Origin of the sequence: Azospirillum halopraeferens DSM 3675, assembly GCF_000429625.1 — a bacterium.
Lineage (GTDB): Bacteria > Pseudomonadota > Alphaproteobacteria > Azospirillales > Azospirillaceae > Azospirillum > Azospirillum halopraeferens.
Genome location: NZ_KE386927.1, coordinates 540614 through 558813, shown reverse-complemented (window position 1 = coordinate 558813; position 18200 = coordinate 540614). Strand labels below are relative to the sequence as shown.

At 70.7% G+C, this 18200-nt stretch carries 16 protein-coding genes; 5 read left to right on the top strand and 11 right to left on the bottom strand.

The genetic code is table 11. From position 1 onward, the window contains the following. Positions 1-22: 22 nt before the first annotated feature. Positions 23-1057 (bottom strand): heat-inducible transcriptional repressor HrcA, encoded by a 1035-nt coding sequence (gene hrcA, locus G472_RS0127235; protein WP_029010917.1) that lies wholly within the window; start codon positions 1055-1057, stop codon positions 23-25. A 229-nt stretch (positions 1058-1286) separates the two neighbouring features. Between hrcA and rph the strand changes: the two genes are divergently transcribed. The 3 genes from rph to hemW are packed head-to-tail and all read left to right on the top strand — an operon-like array spanning position 1287 to position 3812. Then, positions 1287-2003, top strand: coding sequence for a ribonuclease PH (gene rph, locus G472_RS0127230; protein WP_029010916.1), 717 nt, complete (start codon positions 1287-1289; stop codon positions 2001-2003). Positions 2004-2052: 49 nt separating this feature from the next. Then, on the top strand, positions 2053-2658 hold the full coding sequence (gene rdgB, locus G472_RS0127225) for an RdgB/HAM1 family non-canonical purine NTP pyrophosphatase (protein WP_029010915.1): 606 nt from the start codon (positions 2053-2055) through the stop codon (positions 2656-2658). After that, the gene (hemW, locus tag G472_RS0127220) at positions 2655-3812 is read left to right on the top strand and encodes a radical SAM family heme chaperone HemW (protein WP_029010914.1); all 1158 of its coding nucleotides are present in this window, start codon (positions 2655-2657) and stop codon (positions 3810-3812) included. Before rdgB ends, hemW begins: the two co-directional genes overlap by 4 nt. A 7-nt stretch (positions 3813-3819) precedes the next feature. On the opposite strand, the gene phoB is transcribed toward hemW, so the two are convergent. The 9 genes from phoB to G472_RS0127175 all read right to left on the bottom strand — a co-directional run bounded on the left by phoB (position 3820) and on the right by G472_RS0127175 (position 15084). Next, on the bottom strand, positions 3820-4524 hold the full coding sequence (gene phoB, locus G472_RS0127215) for a phosphate regulon transcriptional regulator PhoB (RefSeq protein WP_029010913.1): 705 nt from the start codon (positions 4522-4524) through the stop codon (positions 3820-3822). Positions 4525-4567: 43 nt separating this feature from the next. Continuing rightward, positions 4568-5293, bottom strand: a complete 726-nt coding sequence (gene phoU, locus G472_RS0127210) for a phosphate signaling complex protein PhoU (protein WP_029010912.1) — start codon at positions 5291-5293, stop codon at positions 4568-4570. 46 nt (positions 5294-5339) lie between these two features. Next, positions 5340-6164 (bottom strand): phosphate ABC transporter ATP-binding protein PstB, encoded by an 825-nt coding sequence (gene pstB / locus G472_RS0127205; protein ID WP_029010911.1) that lies wholly within the window; start codon positions 6162-6164, stop codon positions 5340-5342. Positions 6165-6169: 5 nt separating this feature from the next. Continuing rightward, positions 6170-7468: a phosphate ABC transporter permease PstA gene (pstA, locus tag G472_RS0127200; protein WP_156927268.1), complete on the bottom strand. Its 1299-nt coding sequence runs from the start codon at positions 7466-7468 to the stop codon at positions 6170-6172. A 25-nt stretch (positions 7469-7493) separates the two neighbouring features. Continuing rightward, entirely contained in the window at positions 7494-8876 is a 1383-nt protein-coding gene (gene pstC, locus G472_RS0127195; RefSeq protein WP_029010909.1) for a phosphate ABC transporter permease subunit PstC, read from the bottom strand. A gap of 101 nt (positions 8877-8977) precedes the next feature. Beyond that, complete coding sequence (locus G472_RS0127190; protein ID WP_029010908.1) at positions 8978-10021, bottom strand: PstS family phosphate ABC transporter substrate-binding protein; 1044 nt, start codon at positions 10019-10021, stop codon at positions 8978-8980. A 184-nt stretch (positions 10022-10205) separates the two neighbouring features. Further along, positions 10206-11726, bottom strand: a complete 1521-nt coding sequence (locus G472_RS35945; RefSeq protein WP_051341387.1) for an ATP-binding protein — start codon at positions 11724-11726, stop codon at positions 10206-10208. 145 nt (positions 11727-11871) lie between these two features. Then, the gene (locus tag G472_RS0127180) at positions 11872-14148 is read right to left on the bottom strand and encodes an NADP-dependent malic enzyme (RefSeq protein ID WP_029010907.1); all 2277 of its coding nucleotides are present in this window, start codon (positions 14146-14148) and stop codon (positions 11872-11874) included. Between the two features lie 189 nt (positions 14149-14337). Further along, positions 14338-15084 carry a creatininase family protein gene (locus G472_RS0127175; protein WP_029010906.1) on the bottom strand — a complete coding sequence of 249 codons (747 nt, stop codon included), beginning with the start codon at positions 15082-15084 and terminating at the stop codon, positions 14338-14340. A 178-nt stretch (positions 15085-15262) separates the two neighbouring features. Between G472_RS0127175 and G472_RS0127170 the strand changes: the two genes are divergently transcribed. Beyond that, positions 15263-16798, top strand: coding sequence for a YifB family Mg chelatase-like AAA ATPase (locus G472_RS0127170; RefSeq protein ID WP_029010905.1), 1536 nt, complete (start codon positions 15263-15265; stop codon positions 16796-16798). A 118-nt stretch (positions 16799-16916) separates the two neighbouring features. Continuing rightward, positions 16917-17129, top strand: coding sequence for a hypothetical protein (locus tag G472_RS0127165; protein ID WP_029010904.1), 213 nt, complete (start codon positions 16917-16919; stop codon positions 17127-17129). A 23-nt stretch (positions 17130-17152) separates the two neighbouring features. Here G472_RS0127165 and znuA read toward each other — a convergent pair whose 3' ends face one another. Beyond that, positions 17153-18124 carry a zinc ABC transporter substrate-binding protein ZnuA gene (znuA, locus tag G472_RS0127160; RefSeq protein ID WP_029010903.1) on the bottom strand — a complete coding sequence of 324 codons (972 nt, stop codon included), beginning with the start codon at positions 18122-18124 and terminating at the stop codon, positions 17153-17155. Between the last annotated feature and the right edge of the window lie 76 nt (positions 18125-18200).

Genomic DNA, 18200 nt, shown 5'->3' with positions numbered 1-18200 from the left:
CGATGCCGGCGGTGTGGGGCGGTCAGCCGACCAGGCGGCTGATCACCTTGGCCGTGTAATCCACCAGCGGAATGATGCGGGCGTAATTGATCCGGGTCGGGCCGATGACGCCGATGGCGCCGATGACCTGCTCCCGGCTGTTCTGGAAGGGGGAGATGATCAGCGTGCAGCCGGAATGGCTGAACAGCACGTTCTCCGCCCCGATGAAGATCTGCACCCCGTCGCCGCGCCCGGTGGCGTCGAGCAGGCGGAGCATCGCTTCCTTGGTCTCCAGCGCCTCGAACAGGGCGCGCACGCGCTCCAGGTCGGACAGGGCGGTGACGTCCTCCAGCAGCTTGGCCTGGCCGCGCACGATGAGCTGCCCGTCGGTGCGCGGCCCGGCCCAGGTGGCCAGCCCCGCCTCGACGACGCGGCGCGACAGCTCGTCCAGTTCGGTGCGCTGGTCCTCGATCTCGTTGTGGACGACCTGGCGCGCCTCCTCCAGCGTGCGGCCGACCAGCCGGGCGGTGAGGTAGTTCGACGCCATGCGCAGGGTCGAGGCCGGCAGGCCGACGGGAACCTCGACCACCCGGTTCTCCACCAGCCCGTCCTCGTTCACCAGCACCACCAGCGCCCGGCCGGGACCCAGCGAGACGAACTCGATGTGCTTGAGCGGCCGGTCGGTCTTGGGCGCCAGCACCAGCCCGGCGCAGTGCGACAGGCCGGACAGCATGGCCGACGCCTCCGACAGGGCCTCGGGCAGGGAGCGGCCGGCGGCGTTGCACTTGGCCTCGATGGCCTCGCGCTCCTCCTCGGGCAGCGAGCCGATCTCCAGCAGCCCGTTGACGAACAGGCGCAGGCCGGCCTCGGTGGGGATGCGCCCGGCCGAGGCGTGGGGGGCGTAGAGCAGCCCCTGGTCCTCCAGGTCCGCCATGACGTTGCGGATGGTGGCGGGCGACAGGCTGATGCCCGGACGGCGCGAAATGGTGCGCGAGCCCACGGGTTCGCCCGACTCCACGTAGGCGTCGACGATGAGCCGGAAAATCTCACGCGATCGCTGGTTCAACTCGCTGATCATGCCCGCTTGCCGCAGTCCTCTGCGCGCCGCGGCCCGGCGGTTCGCCGCGGCCCGGACGCGCGTTGGAATTTAGGCAGAAGCCGTTGATGAATCAATGAGGCGGGAACCCCGGCGCCACCGGGGGTCGCCGTCCGCCCACTGGACGCCACGGGCGCGAGCCGCTAAGCATGGCCGGCGGCGCCCCGCACCGCGTTGTACCCTTCGATCCCAGGAACAGGAACCGATCCCGATGCGCCCGTCCGGCCGAGCCACCGACCAGCTCCGCACCGTTTCCCTGGAGCCCGGCTTCAGCAAGTACGCCGAAGGCTCCTGCCTCGTGCGCTTCGGCGACACCCATGTGCTGTGCACCGCGTCGGTGGACGACGGGGTGCCGCGGTTCCTCAAGAACACCGGGCTGGGCTGGGTGACGGCGGAGTACGGCATGCTGCCCCGCTCCACCCATTCGCGCACCGACCGCGAGGCGGCGCGCGGCAAGCAGACCGGTCGCACCCAGGAGATCCAGCGCCTGATCGGCCGCGCCCTGCGCGCCGTCACCGACCGGGCCGCCATGGGCGAGGTGCAGATCAAGGTGGACTGCGACGTGCTCCAGGCCGACGGCGGCACCCGCACCGCCGCCATCACCGGCAGCTATGTGGCGCTGCACCTGGCGTTTCAGCACCTGATGGAGATCGGGGCGGTCAAGCGGATGCCGCTGACCGACAACGTCGCCGCCGTGTCCTGCGGCCTGTACAAGGGGACGCCGGTGCTCGATCTCGACTACGCCGAGGATTCCAGCGCCCAGGCCGACGCCAACTTCGTGCTGACCGGCCGCGGCGGCATCGTCGAGGTGCAGGGCACCGCCGAGGAGAAGCCGTTCTCCGAGGACGAGTTCAACGCGCTGATGGCGCTGGCCCGCAAGGGCGTGGCCGAGCTGACGGCGCTTCAGAAGGCGGCGCTGGGCGCCTGAGCGACGCCCGCCGCCGCGCGCACGCCCGCAGGAAGGGAGTACCGGGACCATGACCGACGCCACCCCCCGCCGCTTCACCGGCGACACGCTGGTCATCGCCAGCCACAACCCCGGCAAGGTGCGCGAGATCGCCGACCTGCTGGGCCCGTACGTGAAGCACTTCCCGTCCTGCATCGAGATCGGCCTGCCCGAGCCGGAGGAGACCGGGGACAGCTTCATCGCCAACGCCGAGCTCAAGGCACGCGCCGCGGCGGCGGGCGGGCACATCGCCCTGGCCGACGACAGCGGGCTGGTGGTGCCGGCGCTGGGCGGCGACCCCGGTATCTACTCCGCCCGCTGGGCCGGGCCGGCCAGGGACTTCCGCGCCGCCATGGAGCGGGTCGAGCGGGGGCTGGCGGGCGTCGCCGACCGCTCCGCCCGCTTCGTTTGCGCCCTGTCCCTGGCCTGGCCGGACGGGCATGTGGAGACGGTGGAAGGCCGGGTCGACGGCACCCTGGTGTGGCCGCCCCGCGGCCAGCGTGGTTTCGGATACGATCCGGTCTTCAAACCGGACGGGTTCGACATCACCTTCGGGGAGATGGACCCGGAGGCGAAGCACCGCATCAGCCACCGGGCCGACGCCTTCCGCCAGCTTGTGGAGCGATGCTTCCGATGACCCGCGATCCCGGCTTCGGGATCTACATCCATTGGCCCTTCTGCAAGGCCAAGTGTCCATACTGCGATTTCAACAGCCATGTGCGCGAGCGGATCGATCAGGCCCGCTGGCGCGACGCCCTGTTGCGCGAACTGGATCATTACGCCAACGCCACGCCCGGCCGCCGGGTCACCTCCGTCTTCTTCGGGGGCGGCACGCCGTCGCTGATGGAGCCGGCGACCGTCGAGGCGCTGATCACCCGGATCGCCACCCGCTGGCCGGTGGCCGAGGCGCTGGAGGTGACGCTGGAGGCCAACCCCACCTCGGTGGAGGCCGACCGCTTCCGCGCCTTCCGCGACGCCGGCGTCAACCGGGTGTCGCTGGGCATCCAGGCGCTGGACGACGGGGCGCTGCGCTTCCTCGGCCGGCAGCACAGCGCCGCCGAGGCGCTGGGCGCCATCGAGCTGGCGGCACGCACCTTCGAGCGGTTCTCCTTCGATCTGATCTACGCGCGGCCGGGGCAAAGCGTGGCGGCGTGGGAGGCGGAGCTGTCCCGGGCGCTGGACTTCGCGGTGGGGCACCTGTCGGTCTACCAGCTCACCATCGAGAACGGCACCGCCTTCTTCCCGCTGCACGCCCGCGGCGCGCTGGTGCTGCCCGACGAGGATCTGGCCGGCGACCTCTACGAGGCGACGCAGGCCCGCCTGGCCGCCGCCGGCCTGCCGGCCTACGAGATCTCCAACCATGCCCGCCCGGGCGAGGCGTGCCGGCACAACCTGACCTATTGGCGTTACGGCGATTACGTCGGCGTCGGCCCCGGCGCCCACGGCCGCCTCACCCTCGACGGCGGCAAGTTCGCCACCCGCGCCCACCGCGCGCCCGAGGTGTGGCTGGAGCGGGGGGCCGGTCACGGGCATGGTGCCCACGCCCCCGAGCCGGTTCCGCCGGCCGAGCGCGGCACCGAGCTGCTGATGATGGGCCTGCGCCTGGCCGAGGGGGTGGAGCGGGCGCGCCTGGTGGCGGAAAGCGGCCGCGACCTGCCCGACCTGGTGGACGGCGCGGCGCTGGACCGCCTGGCCGGGGCCGGCTTCCTGGAGGTGGACGACCGCACCGTGCGCGCCACCGACGCCGGGCGCCAGCGCCTCAACGCCGTCCTCGCGGCGCTTCTCGGGTAGATCCCCCTCAGACCGTCTTCATGTCCAGGGCGTAGCCGGCGGAGCGGACGGTGCGGATCAGGTCGGCGTCCGTCTCTTCGTTCAGCGCCTTGCGCAGGCGGCGGATGTGGACGTCGACGGTGCGCGGCTCGACGTACACGTCGTGACCCCACACCACGTCCAGAAGCTGCTCGCGCGAGAAGACGCGGCCGGGATGCTGCATGAAGTGGCGCAGCAGGCGGAATTCCGTCGGGCCCAGATGGATGTCGCGGTTGTTGCGGCGCACCCGGTGGGCCGCCAGATCCATCACCACATCGCCGAAGCGCAGCGTCTCCTCCGCCAGGCCGGGCGAGGCGCGGCGCAGCACGGCGCGCATGCGGGCGACCAGCTCGGTGGGCGAGAACGGCTTGGCGATGTAGTCGTCGGCACCGGAGTTTAGACCGCGCACGCGGTCCGCCTCCTCACCGCGGGCGGTGAGCATGATGATGGGGACGTCGCGGGTTTTGGGGTTCCGGCGCATCTGCCGGCACACCTCCAGCCCCGACATCAGCGGCAGCATCCAGTCCAGCAGCACGATGTGGGGCGCCTGCTCGTTGGCCAGCAGCAGCGCCTCCTCCCCGTCGCCGGCCGCCGCCACCCGGAAGCCTTCCTTTTCCAGGTTGTACTTCAGCAAGGTGACGATGTCCGCCTCGTCCTCGACGATGAGGACCAGCGGCTTCAACGCCGAATTCATGACTCCCCCGCCCTGTCGGCGCTCATCCTGCGCCCGCGTCTGCTCAAGCACCGTCTGTTGCCTCCGGCGTCACCACCGCAAAACTGCTGGCGTCGCTCTTGGGTCGATCCATCATCAGGGGCTCCCCGACGACGAGAAAATGGATCGTCTCCGCCACGTTGGTGGCATGGTCGCCGATCCGCTCCAGGTTCTTCGCCATGAACAGCAGGTGCGTGCACGGCGTGATGTTGCGCGGGTCTTCCATCATATAGGTGAGGACCTCGCGGAACAGGCTGGTGTAAAGGTCGTCCAGTTCCTCATCGCGCTGCCAGGCGCCGACGGCCTTGTCCACGTCGCGCTCGATGTAGGCGTCGAGCACGTCCTTCATGATCTCCTCGACCAGCCGTCCCATGCGCGGGATGGCCACCGCCGGGCGGACCAGCGGCACCTGGGCCAGCGCCAGGGACCGCTTGGCGATGTTGGCGGCGTAGTCGCCGATGCGCTCCAGATCGGCGGCGACCTTCAGCGCCGACACGATCTCCCGCAGGTCCCGCGCCATGGGCTGGCGCAGGGCGAGCAGCCGGATCGCCTCGGCGTCGATCTCCCGCTCGTACTCGTCCAGGCGCTGGTCGGTCTGCATCACCCGGGCGGCCAGGCCGACGTCGCGGCGGGCGACGGCCTTGACGGCGGAGGCGACCTGCGCCTCCGCCACGCCGCCCATCTGGGTCACCAGGTTGGAGAGGCGCTGCAGTTCCTGCGCAAAGGAACGGACGATGTGCTCGTTGCTCATGACGACCTCCCGGCCCGGCCGTTGCGACGATCGGCGCTGCCCCCGATCAGCCGTAGCGGCCGGTGATGTACCCCTGCGTGCGTTCGTCGCGCGGGTTGGTGAAGATCTCCTCGGTGTCGTCGCACTCCACCATGTCGCCCAGGTGGAAGAACGCCGTCTTCTGCGAGACGCGGGCCGCCTGCTGCATGTTGTGGGTGACGATGACGATGGTGTAGTTCTCGCGCAGCTCGTCGATCAGCTCTTCGATGTGGGCGGTGGCGATGGGATCGAGGGCCGAGCAGGGCTCGTCCATCAGGATCACCTCCGGGCTGACGGCGATGGCGCGGGCGATGCACAGGCGCTGCTGCTGGCCGCCGGACAGGCCGGTGCCCGGCTCGCGCAGGCGGTCCTTCACCTCGTTCCACAGACCGGCGCGCTTGAGCGAGGTCTCCACGATCTCGTCCATCTCGTCGCGGTGGGACGCCAGGCCGTGGATGCGCGGGCCGTAGACGATGTTGTCGTAGATCGACTTCGGGAACGGGTTGGGCTTCTGGAACACCATGCCGACGCGGGCGCGGAGCTGCACGGCGTCGATCCGGCGGCCGTAGACGTCCTCGCCGTCCAGGGAGATCAGGCCCTCGACCCGGCAGTTGTCGATGGTGTCGTTCATCCGGTTGAGGCAGCGCAGGAACGTCGACTTGCCGCAGCCGGACGGGCCGATCAGGGCCAGGACCTTGTTTTCCAGGATGTCGATGTTGATCCCCTTGAGCGCCTGCTTGGCGCCGTAGAAGACCTTGACGTCGCGCGCCACCATCTTGGCGGCCGGGGCGGCGGCGGCTTGCGGATTCGTGGCTTCGGCCGCCTTGACGTGGGTCCGGGTCTGGATGCTCATGGCTCTTACCACCGCCTCTCGAATTTCTTGCGCAGGAGAACCGCCACCGCGTTCATCGCGATGAGGAAGCCCAGCAGGATCATGATCGCCGCCGACGTGCGCTCCAGGAAGGCGCGCTCCGGGCTGTCGGCCCACATGAAGATCTGCACGGGGAGCACCGTGGCGCTGTCGGTGAAGCCGCCGGGGATGTCGACGATGAAGGCGACCATGCCGATCATCAGCAGGGGCGCCGTCTCGCCCAGCGCCTGGGCCATGCCGATGATGGTGCCGGTGAGGATGCCCGGCATGGCCAGCGGCAGCACGTGGTGCAGCACCGCCTGCAGCCGCGACGCCCCGACGCCCAGAGCCGCCTCGCGGATCGAGGGCGGCACCGCCTTCAGCGCGGCGCGGCTGGCGATGATGATGGTGGGCAGCGTCATCAGCGCCAGCACCAGGCCGCCGACCACCGGGGCCGAGCGCGGCATGCCGAAGACGCTGAGGAAGACGGCGAGGCCCAGCAGACCGAAGACGATGGACGGCACCGCCGCGAGGTTGTTGATGTTCACCTCGATCAGGTCGGTCCAGCGGTTCTTCGGCGCGAACTCCTCCAGGTAGATGGCGGCGGCCACGCCGATGGGTACCGACAGGGCGAGCGTGACCAGCAGCGTCAGGAAGGAGCCGACGATGGCGCCGCCGATGCCGGCCAGTTCGGGTTCGCGCGAGTCGCCGCCGGTGAACAGAACCGTGTTGAACTGCTTCTCCACCGCGTTGCGCGACGCCAGCGCGTCCACCGCACGGATCTGCAGGTCACTGACGCGGCGTGCACTCTCCGGAACGTCGCGGGAGATGTACCCCTTGATGAACTGGTCGACGTCGTCGGACGCGGTGAGCCACACCGACCGGGTGGTTCCGATGAGGCTCGGGTCGTCCAGCAGCATCCGGGTGAGCTGGAACGGCGCCCCCGACGACATGATGTCGTACAGCGCGCGGCGCTCCGCCCGTTCGGTGATGTCCGGGAACTGCGCCGCGAGGGAGTCGCGGACCAGCTTCATCGTGTTGGCGGTGGCCAGGACCGAGCGGTCCCGCGTGCCCTGCGGGTCGATCTCGGCCGGGTCGAAATGGATCTCCAGCCGGATCTGCGTCTGCCAGAAGGCGGTGTAGCCCTGCCCCACGATGGTGCCGAGCAGCACCACCAGCATCACCGCCGCCGCCGCGACCGCGGCGATGCCGTAGGCCTTGAACCGTTGCTCTGCGGCGTAGCGGGCGCGCAACCGAGCGGCATAGCCTTCGCTCAGGTAGTACGACCCGGGCCGGGCGATGGCCATGTTCCGGGTCCCTTGTTCGACCATGTCAGTCATACTTTTCCCGGTATTTCTGGACCACCCGCAGGGCGATCATGTTGAGCGACAGGGTGACGACGAACAGGACGAGGCCCAACCCGAAGGCGGACAGCGTCTTGGGACTGTCGAACTCCTGGTCGCCGACCAGCAGCGTGGCGATCTGGGTGGTCACCGTGGTCACCGCCTGCAACGGGTTGGCGGTGAGGTTGGCGGCCAGTCCGGCGGCCATGGTGACGATCATCGTCTCGCCGATGGCGCGGCTGATGGCCAGCATCACGGCGGCGACGATGCCCGGCAGGGCGGCCGGCAGCACCACCTGGCGGATCGTCTCCGACCGGGTGGCGCCCAGCCCGTAGGACCCGTCGCGCAGCGACTGCGGCACCGAGTTGATCACGTCGTCGGACAGGGAGCTGACGAACGGGATGATCATGATGCCCATGACGAAACCGGCGGCCAGCGCCGATTCCGACGAGACGCTCATGCCCATGGATTCACCCAGGCGCCGCACGAAGGGCGCCATGGTGAGCGCGGCGAAGAAACCGTAGACCACCGTGGGGATACCGGCCAGGATCTCCAGGACCGGCTTCATCGTCGCGCGCACCCGCGGCGGGGCGTACTCCGACATGTAGATCGCCGACATCAGGCCGACCGGCACCGCCACCAGCATGGCGATCAGGGTGATCAGCAGCGTGCCGGCGAACAGCGGCACCGCGCCGAACGATCCCGAGGAGCCCACCTGGTCGGCGCGGATCGCCGTCTGCGGGCTCCATTGCAGGCCGAACAGGAAGTCGAAGATGGGGTAGACGGTGAAGAAGCGCATCGCCTCGAAGACCAGCGAGAGGACGATGCCGGCGGTGGTCAGGATGGCGACCAGCGAGCAGCCCACCAGGAACACGTTGATCACGCGCTCCACCAGGTTGCGGGCGCGCAGATCGGGGGCGATGCGGCCGCGGGCGTAGGAGAGGCCGGCCACCGCAAGGGCGCTGCCGATCGCCAGCAGCATCCAGTCGCCGAGCGCGCGCAGCATGTTGTAGCGCTCCGCCGCGGCGAGGACGACGGGGTCGGGCTCGCGTCCGGTGGAAATGCCCGCCGCGATGTTGAGGATGTCGGCCTTCAGCAGGCTCAGCGACTGCTCGCTGCCGTCGGTCATGTTCTGCGGCAGGGCGCCCAGGACCATCTGCATGACGATCCAGTTCTCCGATGCCCCCCACACGAGGAACAGCAGGAAGGCGGGCAGCCCGGCCCACAGGGCGACGTAGACACCGTAATAGGCGGGAACCGAGTGGAGGGCTGCAATGCGCCCCCCCACCGCCCGCACCGCCGAGGCGCGCCCCATGTAGTAGCCGGCGGCGGTCAGGCCGACCAGCACCAGGAGGAGTACCGTGATCTGCATGCGAAACCCGCCATACGATCGGGTGAAAGAAAGGTCTTAAACGCAATCCCGAAAAGAACCGGCGGCCCCGTTTCGGGGGCCGCCGGTCCGCAACCCGGTGATCAGAGCTTCATCGGGGTCATGTTGACCGCCGAGGAGCGGACCCCGTCGCGCTCCGCCTTGGGCAGGGCGATCAGGCCCTTGTCGGCCAGGTAGCCTTCCTCGCCCATGGCGCGCTCCGAGGTGTACTCGGCCACGAACTCACGGATGCCGGGGATGACGCCGACGTGGGCGTTCTTGATGTAGACGAACATCGAACGCGACACCGGGTACTTGCCCGACGAGATGTTCTCGTAGGTCGGCGGCACGTCGTTGATCTCGGCCGCCTGCAGCTTGTCCTTGTTCTGGTCGAGGAAGCTGTAGCCGAAGACGCCGAAGGCGCTGGGGTTGGCGACCAGCTTCTGAACGATCAGGTTGTCGTTCTCGCCGGCCTCGACGTAGGCGCCGTCCTCGCGGATGGCCATGCAGGCCTGTGCAAGGGCTTTGGCGTCGGTCACGATGGCGGCGACTTCCTTCACTTCGTGGCAGCCGGCTTCCATGGCCAGCTCGTTGAAGGCGTCGCGGGTGCCGGAGGTCGGCGGCGGGCCGAGAACCTCGATCTCCACGTTCGGCAGGCTCGGGTCGACGTCGGACCAGCGCTTGTAGGGGTTGGCGACCATCTTGCCGTCGACCGGCACGTCCTTGGCCAGCGCCTTCCAGAGCTGGGCGCGGGTCAGGTCCATGTGCTGGCCGGCCTTGGAGGAGGCGAGCACGATGCCGTCGAAGCCGATCTTCAGCTCGGTGATCTCGGCGACGCCGTTGGCGGCGCACTGCTCGACCTCGGACTTCTTGATGCGGCGCGAGGCGTTGGAGACGTCGGGGTGGGCCGGGCCGACGCCGGCGCAGAACAGGCGGAAGCCGCCGCCCGTGCCGGTGGACTCCACGACCGGGGTCTTGAACGACCCGGACTTGCCGAACGCCTCGGCGACCGCCGTGGTGAACGGGAACACCGTGGACGAACCGACGGCGCGGATCTGGTCGCGCGACTGGGCGTTGGCGGCGCCGGCGAAGGCGACGGAAACGGCCACGGCCGCGGCGGCCGTGAGGGCGAGCTTCTTGGTGATCACGATGATCCCTCCTGAGAACCGGTTTGCCTGGAGCGGGTGCCTGGAGCCCGCGTGCGCCGCAACGGGGTAACCCCGCCGACGCTTGCGCCGGACGTTAGCCGCGGTTGGCGACCACCATATTGCAGTTTGATGACGGTTTTATGACGATGCCCGCCTTTTGTCATGCCCTATGCGGATGGCAGGATCAGCCGGCGCCGCCGGCCCGCCGCATCGTGGCAACCGGTGCGGCGGCCGGACGGCTGGCCGTGCCGTCGCCGCCGGCCGCCGCCTCGTCGGCCGCCGCGGGCAGATAGGCGGTGAAGGTGCTGCCCACGCCGACCTCGCTCTCGATGGTCAGGCGGGCCCGGTGGCGGTTCAGGATGTGCTTGACGATGGCGAGTCCCAGACCGGTGCCGCCCATGGCGCGCGACCGGGCGGCGTCGACGCGGTAGAACCGCTCGGTCAGGCGCGGCAGGTGGGTGCGCGCGATGCCCTCCCCGTGGTCGGTGACCGCCACCGACACCAGGCGCGACGACGGGCGCGCCGGCCGGCGGCCGGCCACCGACGCAAGCGCCGCCCCGCCGCCCACGGCCGCGCCGTCGGTCACCGCGACGGTGACCGTCACCTCGCTGTCGGAACGGGCGTACTTGATGGCGTTGCCGACCAGGTTCTGGAACACCTGGGTGAGCTGGTCGGCATCGCCCACCACCTCGGGCACGCGGTCCGGCGCCACCAGCCGCAGGTGGATGGCGCGGGCCTGCGCCTTCAGTTCGAAGGCGTCGAGCACGCTTTGCACGCGCTCCACCACGTCCACCCGGTCGGACGGCGGCATGTGCTCGTCCAGTTCGATGCGCGACAGGGACAGCAGGTCCTGGACCAGGCGGGACATGCGGCTGGCCTGGTCGTGCATGATGCCCAGGAAGCGGTCGCGGGCCTCGGTGTCGTCGCGGGCCGGGCCGCGCAGCGTCTCGATGAAGCCGATCAGACTGGACAGGGGCGTGCGCAGCTCGTGGCTGGCGTTGGCCACGAAGTCGGCGCGCATCTGCTCGGACCGGCGCAGCGCCGTGATGTCGTGCAGGGTGAGGATGGCGATGCGGCCGCCGGGCGAGGGGTGCGCCTGCCGCTGGAAGGGTTTCACCCGCAGCTCGAACTGGCGCTCGACCGGCACCGGCAGGCTGAACTCCACCGTGCGCGACGCCGCCCCGGCCAGCACCGCGTCCACCGCTTCCAGCACCGCCGGCGCGCGCAGGGCGGTGGCCAGGTCGCGGTCGACCATGCGCTCGCCGAACAGGCCGCGGGCCGCGGCGTTGGCCCGTTCCACCCGGCGCCCGGCGCCGACCAGGATCAGCGGGTCGTGCAGCGCGTCGAGGATCGCCACGTTGGCGTCCAGTTGAAGCTGCGCCTGCGCACAGCGCTCCGCCAGCGTCCGGTGCAGGCGCGCCACCGGGGCGGCGATGGAGCGCACCACGCCGGTCCCGTCCACGGGTGCCTCCCCCTCGGCACCATCGGCCAGCCCGTCGATCCAGGCGGCGACGGCGTCGGCGTCGCGCGCCGCGCGCCGCAGCAGGACCACGGCGACGGCGAGCGCACCGCCGCCGACCGCCAGCATGAGGACGGGCAGCGCCAGGGTGCGCCCGAACAGCGCCAGAGCCCCCGCTGCGGCCAGGAAGAGCAGCAGCAGGACGGCAAGAACCAGACGGGGGGTCGGCGAGACCAACGGTCCCATGGGCGGAAAGCCGGGCTGACGAACGGGGAAGCTACTCTTACACCAACACGGCGCGCCGTGCCGGTATTTCACAAAAGATTCATGGCCGCGGCGCGGAAGGGAGCGGGGGTACCCCGCCCCGCCTCCCCCGGCACCCGGCGTCCGTTCACCAGGGCAGCGAATCATGGGCGGCCAGAGCCGCCATGGTGACGAGATCGCTGACGGTGGCGCCCATCTGGACGATCTGCACCGGCCGGTCCAGGCCGATCAGCAGCGGCCCGACCACATGCCCGCGCGTCGTCTTCTGCAGCAGCTTGGCCGAGATGTTGGCGGCGTGCAGGCCGGGCATGACCAGCACGTTGGCCGGGCCGGACAGGCGGCAGAAGGGGTAGACGCGCTTCATCAGGTCGAAGTCCAGCGCCACGTCGGCCGACATCTCGCCGTCGTACTCGAAATCGACGCGGCGGGAATCGAGCACGGTGACGGCGTCGCGCACGCGCGACACGTTCTCGTGGTGCGCCTGCTGGCCGAAGTTGGAGTAGGACAGCAGCGCCACCCGCGGCTCGTGCCCCATCTGGCGGGCCTTGGCGGCGGCCTGGATGGCGATGTCGGCCAGAGTCTCGCTATCCGGCACCTCGTGCACGGTGGTGTCGGCGATGAACACGGTGCGCAGGCGGCTGACCATGGCGGTCAGGCCGAACACCCGCTCCCCCGCCCGCGGATCGAACACCCGACGGACCTCGTCGAAGCTGGCGGAGAAGGAGCGGGTCAGACCCGTCACCATGGCGTGGGCGTCGCCCTGGGCGACCATGCAGGCGGCGAAGACGTTGCGCTCCTGGTTCACCATGCGCTGGCAATCGCGGTAGAGGGCGCCGGTGCGCTGGAGTCGGCGGTACAGGAAGTCGCTGTAACGCCGGTTGGCGTCCGACAGACGGGCGTTGTGGATTTCCAGGTCGGTGACCGCGTGCTGGCCGATGGCGGCCAGGCGCTCGCGGATCACCTCCTCGCGGCCGACCAGGACCGGCGTGCCGTAGCCGGCGGCGCGGAACGCCAGGGCGGCGCGGATGGTGCGGTCCTCCTCGCCCTCGGCGAAGACGACGCGGCGGGGGTTGGCGCGCACCTTGTCGAGGATCAGCTCCAGCGAATCGGCGGTGGGGTCGAGGCGGGTGCGCAGCCCGTTGCGGTAGCCGGTCATGTCGACGATGGGCTTGCGCGCCACCCCCGATTCCATGGCCGCCTGCGCCACCGCCGGCGGCACCGTGACGATCAGGCGCGGGTCGAAGGGCACGGGGATGATGTAGTCTGGCCCGTAGCGCAGGCGGCGCCCGGAATAGGCGGCGTCCACCTCGTCGGGCACGTCCTCGCGCGCCAGTCTGGCCAGGGCGTTGGCGGCGGCCACCTTCATGGCCTCGTTGATGGTGGAGGCGCGCACGTCCAGCGCCCCGCGGAAGATGTAGGGAAAGCCCAGGACGTTGTTGATCTGGTTGGGATAGTCCGACCGCCCGGTGGCGATGATGGCGTCGGCGCGCACGGCGCGCACCTCCTCCGGAGTGATCTCCGGATCGGGGTTGGCCAGGGCGAAGATGATCGGCTTGTCGGCCATGGTCTTCACCATCTCCGGCGTCACCGCCCCCTTGGCCGACAGGCCGACGAAGACGTCGGCGCCCTTCAGGGCGTCGGCCAGCGTACGGGCGTCGGTGTCGACGGCGAAGGCGGACTTCCACTGGTTCATGCCGTTGGTGCGGCCGCGGAACACCACCCCCTTGGTGTCGCACAGGATGATGTTCTCGCGCGGCAGGCCCAGGGCGGTGAACAGCTCGGCGCAGGCGATGCCGGCGGCGCCGGCGCCGTTGACCACCATGCGCACGTCGCCCAGCCGGCGCCCGGTCAGCTCGCAGGCGTTGATCAGGCCGGCGGCGGCGATGATGGCGGTGCCGTGCTGGTCGTCGTGGAAGACCGGGATGTCGAGAAGCTCGCGCAGGCGCTGCTCGATGACGAAGCAGTCGGGCGCCCTGATGTCTTCCAGGTTGATGCCGCCGAAGGAAGCGCCGAGGAAGCGCACGCAGTTGACGAACTCGTCCACGTCCGACGTGGACACCTCCAGGTCGATGCCGTCCACGTCTGCGAAGCGCTTGAAGAGGACCGCCTTGCCCTCCATCACCGGCTTCGACGCCAGCGCGCCCAGGTCGCCCAGCCCCAGCACCGCGGTGCCGTTGGAGATGACGGCCACCAGATTGCCCTTGGCCGTGTAGTCGTAGGCGGCCGAGGGGTCCTCGTGAATGCGCAGGCAGGGCACCGCGACGCCCGGCGAATAGGCCAGCGACAGGTCGCGCTGGGTGGTCAGCGGCTTGGTGGCGGTGATCTCCAGCTTGCCCGGCCGCCCGGAGGCGTGCAGCAGCAGGGCTTCTTCTTCGGTGACGCGCTTGGTGTCGGTCTCGGCCATGGGTGTCCTCGGAAGTCAGACGCGTTCGGCCGGTTCTGTCGGGGCGCCGGCCTTGATGGGAGCGGGCGATGTTAGCCCTGTTGCACCGCAACCGCCAGCGCGCGTTGCTGCTTCCAAGTACGATTCGTGCAAAAAAGTGCTTTCGTGCGACAGATTCGCGCCGTCCAACGCGCCATTCGGAGCGGGTCCTTACTCCGCCGTCACGAACGTCCGATACTGCACGGAAATGGCCTGCACCGCCGCCTCCATCAGGCGGGCGCCGTGTTCGGGCCGGGCCAGGGACGGGGCGGAGCCGATTCGGCCGTCGGGGTAGCGGCGGCGGAAGTCGCGGGCGTCGAAGAAGGTGCCGGACGGGGCGACGTGCGGCTCCATGGCCGCTTCCTTGATCGCCTCGGGGTGCAGGTGTTGGGTGACCGAGACCTCCGACGGCGTGGCGTGGGAGCCTTCGGCGCTGCCGAACAGGTCCCGGGACAGGGCGGCCACGGCGGCGTTCTCCCACCAGTTGACGAAGTGGCAGCGCAGGTCCGGCGCCGCGTCGCCGTGGCGTTCGCGCCGCTCGGCGTAGATCTCGTAGAAGGCGGCGCGCAGGGTGGCGACGTTGCCGCCGTGGCCGTTGACGAAGAGGAACCGCTCGAACCCGTGCGCCGCCAGGGCGGTGACGTAATCCCTGATCACCGCGATCAGGGTGGAGGGCTTCAGCGTCATGGAGCCGGGGAAGGCCATGTGGTGGACCGCCATGCCCACCGCGATGGTCGGCCCCACCAGCGCCGAGGCCGCCTCCCCGACGCCGCGCGCGATCGCCTCGGCGCAGATGGCATCGGTGCCCATCAGGCCGTTGGGGCCATGCTGCTCGATGGAGCCGATGGGCATGACGATGCCCTTCGACGTCTTCAGATAGGCCTCCACCTCGGGCCAGGTGCACTGCGACAGGAGCACGGGTCTCTTCCCTCGTTCATGCTTGTGTGAGGGAAGAGAATAGGGCGGACCGGCCCCGGCACAAACCGGCGAGAACGAACGTCCCGGCCGTTTGCCCGGATGGCCCGCATCCGTCCCGCTGGCAAACATCCGCGCCGCGGCATACACTGGCGTGCATTGCAAGACGGGGTAATGCGGCGTGGTTGCGCGGGTCAACACGGTGACGTTCCAGGGCATCGAGGTCATGGACATCGACGTCCAGGTGCAGATGTCCGGCGGGATCGTCGCCTTCACGGTGGTGGGGCTGCCGGACAAGGCGGTGGGCGAGAGCCGGGAGCGGGTGCGCGCCGCGCTGCACGCGCTGGGGCTGTCGCTGCCGGCCAAGCGCATCACCGTCAACCTCGCCCCCGCCGACGTGCTGAAGGAGGGCAGCCACTTCGACCTGCCCATCGCGCTGGGCCTGCTGACCGTCATGGGGGTGCTGCCGGACGAGGAGATGGCGCGCTATTCGGCGCTGGGGGAACTGGCGCTGGACGGCGCGGTGACGGCGGTGGCCGGGGTGCTGCCGGCGGCCATCAACGCCCACGCCGGCGGGCGCGGGCTGATCTGCCCGGAGGCGTGCGGCGGCGAGGCGGCGTGGGCCGGCGAGGAGCTGGAGGTGCTGGCCCCGCCCACCCTGCTGGCGCTGGTCAACCACTTCAAGGGCACCCAGGTGCTGACCCCGCCGCGCCCGCGCCTGCAGGAGGACGACCCGCACGCCGTCCCCGACCTGCGCGACATCAAGGGGCAGGAGACCGCCAAGCGGGCGCTGGAGGTGGCGGCGGCCGGCGCCCACAACCTGCTGATGGTCGGACCGCCGGGATCGGGCAAGTCGATGCTGGCCTCCCGCCTGCCGGGCCTGCTGCCGCCGCTGGACCCGGCCGAGGCGCTGGAGGTGTCGATGATCCACTCCGTCGCCGGCCACCTGGCCGACGGCAAGCTGCTGACCCGCCGGCCCTACCGCGACCCGCACCACAGCGCGTCGCTGCCCGCCCTGGTCGGCGGCGGGCCGCGGGCCAAGCCGGGGGAGATCTCGCTGGCCCACACCGGCGTGCTGTTCCTGGACGAGCTGCCGGAGTTCCCCCGCCCCACCCTGGAGGCGCTGCGCCAGCCGCTGGAGACCGGCCGGTCCACCGTCAGCCGGGCCAACGCCCATGTCACCTATCCGGCGCGTGTCCAGCTCGTCGCGGCCATGAACCCCTGCCGCTGCGGCCATCTGGACGACCCGGCCCTGGCCTGCGCCCGCGCCCCGAAGTGCGCCGTGGACTACCAATCGAAGATCAGCGGCCCGCTGTTCGACCGCATCGACCTGCACATCGACGTGCCCGCCGTCGCCGCCGCCGACCTCAGCCTGCCGCCCCCGGCCGAGGGCAGCGCCGACATCGCCGCCCGCGTCGCCGCCGCCCGCGCCATCCAGGCCGCCCGCTTCGCCGCACTGGGGCCGCAGCCCGGCGGGCGCCCCCTGCGCACCAACGCCGACGCCGACGGCGAGGTGCTGGAACGGGTGGCCGCCCCCGACGCCCCGGGCCGCGCCCTGCTGACCGAGGCGGCGGAGCGGCTGAAGCTGTCGGCGCGCGGCTACCACCGCGTCATGCGCGTCGCCCGCACGCTCGCCGACCTGGACGGCGGCGGCGGCGTGCGCCGCATCCACGTGGCGGAAGCGCTGAGCTACCGCAGGGTAGCGCCGGGGCGGTAGGATCGGTCGGTCACCCCCCGCGGCCGCGCTGTCGCCGCGCCGGGGATCGTGCGAAGATCGTTGCGGCCGGCCGCCTCATGGCGGACGGCGCCCCCGGGTGACACGGACGGACGCGACGATGACCGACCTGATCGAAGCGCTGTGGACCATGGTGATTCAGAACAGCCTGCTGCGGTGGTTCTTCATCGGACTGCTGATCGGGCTGGTCATGGTCGGCTACCTGGCCGGCACCGGAACCCCCATGGACGGAGGAGACGCGGTCATGGGGATCGTCGCGTGCGGTGCCCTGGTGCTCGGGCTGCGCGTCCTGTGGTGGTTCGTGCGCGGGTGAGCGCCGTCGCCGCACCCCGTCCCTCACCCCTTCAGACAGCCCGCCAGCGACGCGGCGAGGTTGCGCAGCAGCGTCGGGTAGAGGTCGGGGCCGGCGGCGATGTCGGCGCCCAGGGGGTCGAGCACGCCGGTGCGCGCCCCGGTGCCCTCGACGATGGTGGCGACCAGCTTGGGCTCGAACTGGGGTTCGGAGAAGACGCAGACCGGGCCGAGGCCGCTGATGCGGGTGCGGATCTCCTTCAGGCGCTTGGCCGAGGGGCGCTGCTCCGGGTTGACGGTGATGGCGCCGACCGCGGACAGGCCGTAGCGGGCCTCCAGATAGGGATAGGCATCGTGGAACACCACGAAGGGCTTGTCCTTCACCGGCGCCAGCAGGGCGGCCAGTTCGGCGTCCAGGGCGTCGAGGCGGGCGGTGGTGGCCTCCGCGTTGGCCCGGTAGGCGGCGGCGTTGGCGGGGTCGGCCTCGGCCAGCGTCCCGGCGATCACCGCCACCATGGCCCTGGCGTTCGCCGGGTCGAGCCAGAGGTGGGCGTTCATCGCGTCATGGTCGTGGTCGCCCGCCTTGTGGTCGCGGGCGTGGCTGTGCCCCTTGTGGCTATGGCCGTGGCTGTGGCCGTGCCCGTGGTCATGCGACTCCCAGGCGCCGCCCTCGCGGGCCTCCAGCAGCGTCACGCCGGGGGCGTCCATCAGCTCCACCACCCGGGCCTTGCCGGCCAGCCCGGACAGCGGCTTTTCCAGGAATCCCTCCAGCCCCTCGCCGAACCAGAAGACCACCTGCGCCTGCTCCAGCGCGCGGGCGTCGGAGGGACGCAGGTTGTAGGTGTGGGGAGACGCGCCGCCGCGCACCACCAGCCCCGGCTCCCCCACCCCCTGCATCACCGACGACACCAGGGAGTGCAGCGGCTTCACCGACGCCACCACCCGCGGCGCGTCGGCCAGGACGGGGGCCGTCGTCAGCAGCAGGGCGGCCAGGGAAGAGACGAGCAACGGGCGCATGGCAGGTCCTTTTCGGGTCGGAACAGACGGCGCGGGCTGGACAGCCGCGGCTTTTCAGCGCATAGCAGAGGCACAC

Bases quoted from the DNA above. Each gene is read 5' to 3' on its own strand.
- hrcA (WP_029010917.1), bottom strand. From the start codon at position 1,057: ATGATCAGCGAGTTGAACCAGCGATCGCGTGAGATTTTCCGGCTCATC.
- rph (WP_029010916.1), top strand. From the start codon at position 1,287: ATGCGCCCGTCCGGCCGAGCCACCGACCAGCTCCGCACCGTTTCCCTG.
- rdgB (WP_029010915.1), top strand. From the start codon at position 2,053: ATGACCGACGCCACCCCCCGCCGCTTCACCGGCGACACGCTGGTCATC.
- hemW (WP_029010914.1), top strand. From the start codon at position 2,655: ATGACCCGCGATCCCGGCTTCGGGATCTACATCCATTGGCCCTTCTGC.
- phoB (WP_029010913.1), bottom strand. From the start codon at position 4,524: ATGAATTCGGCGTTGAAGCCGCTGGTCCTCATCGTCGAGGACGAGGCG.
- phoU (WP_029010912.1), bottom strand. From the start codon at position 5,293: ATGAGCAACGAGCACATCGTCCGTTCCTTTGCGCAGGAACTGCAGCGC.
- pstB (WP_029010911.1), bottom strand. From the start codon at position 6,164: ATGAGCATCCAGACCCGGACCCACGTCAAGGCGGCCGAAGCCACGAAT.
- pstA (WP_156927268.1), bottom strand. From the start codon at position 7,468: ATGGCCATCGCCCGGCCCGGGTCGTACTACCTGAGCGAAGGCTATGCC.
- pstC (WP_029010909.1), bottom strand. From the start codon at position 8,876: ATGCAGATCACGGTACTCCTCCTGGTGCTGGTCGGCCTGACCGCCGCC.
- G472_RS35945 (WP_051341387.1), bottom strand. From the start codon at position 11,726: ATGGGACCGTTGGTCTCGCCGACCCCCCGTCTGGTTCTTGCCGTCCTG.
- G472_RS0127180 (WP_029010907.1), bottom strand. From the start codon at position 14,148: ATGGCCGAGACCGACACCAAGCGCGTCACCGAAGAAGAAGCCCTGCTG.
- G472_RS0127165 (WP_029010904.1), top strand. From the start codon at position 16,917: ATGACCGACCTGATCGAAGCGCTGTGGACCATGGTGATTCAGAACAGC.
- znuA (WP_029010903.1), bottom strand. From the start codon at position 18,124: ATGCGCCCGTTGCTCGTCTCTTCCCTGGCCGCCCTGCTGCTGACGACG.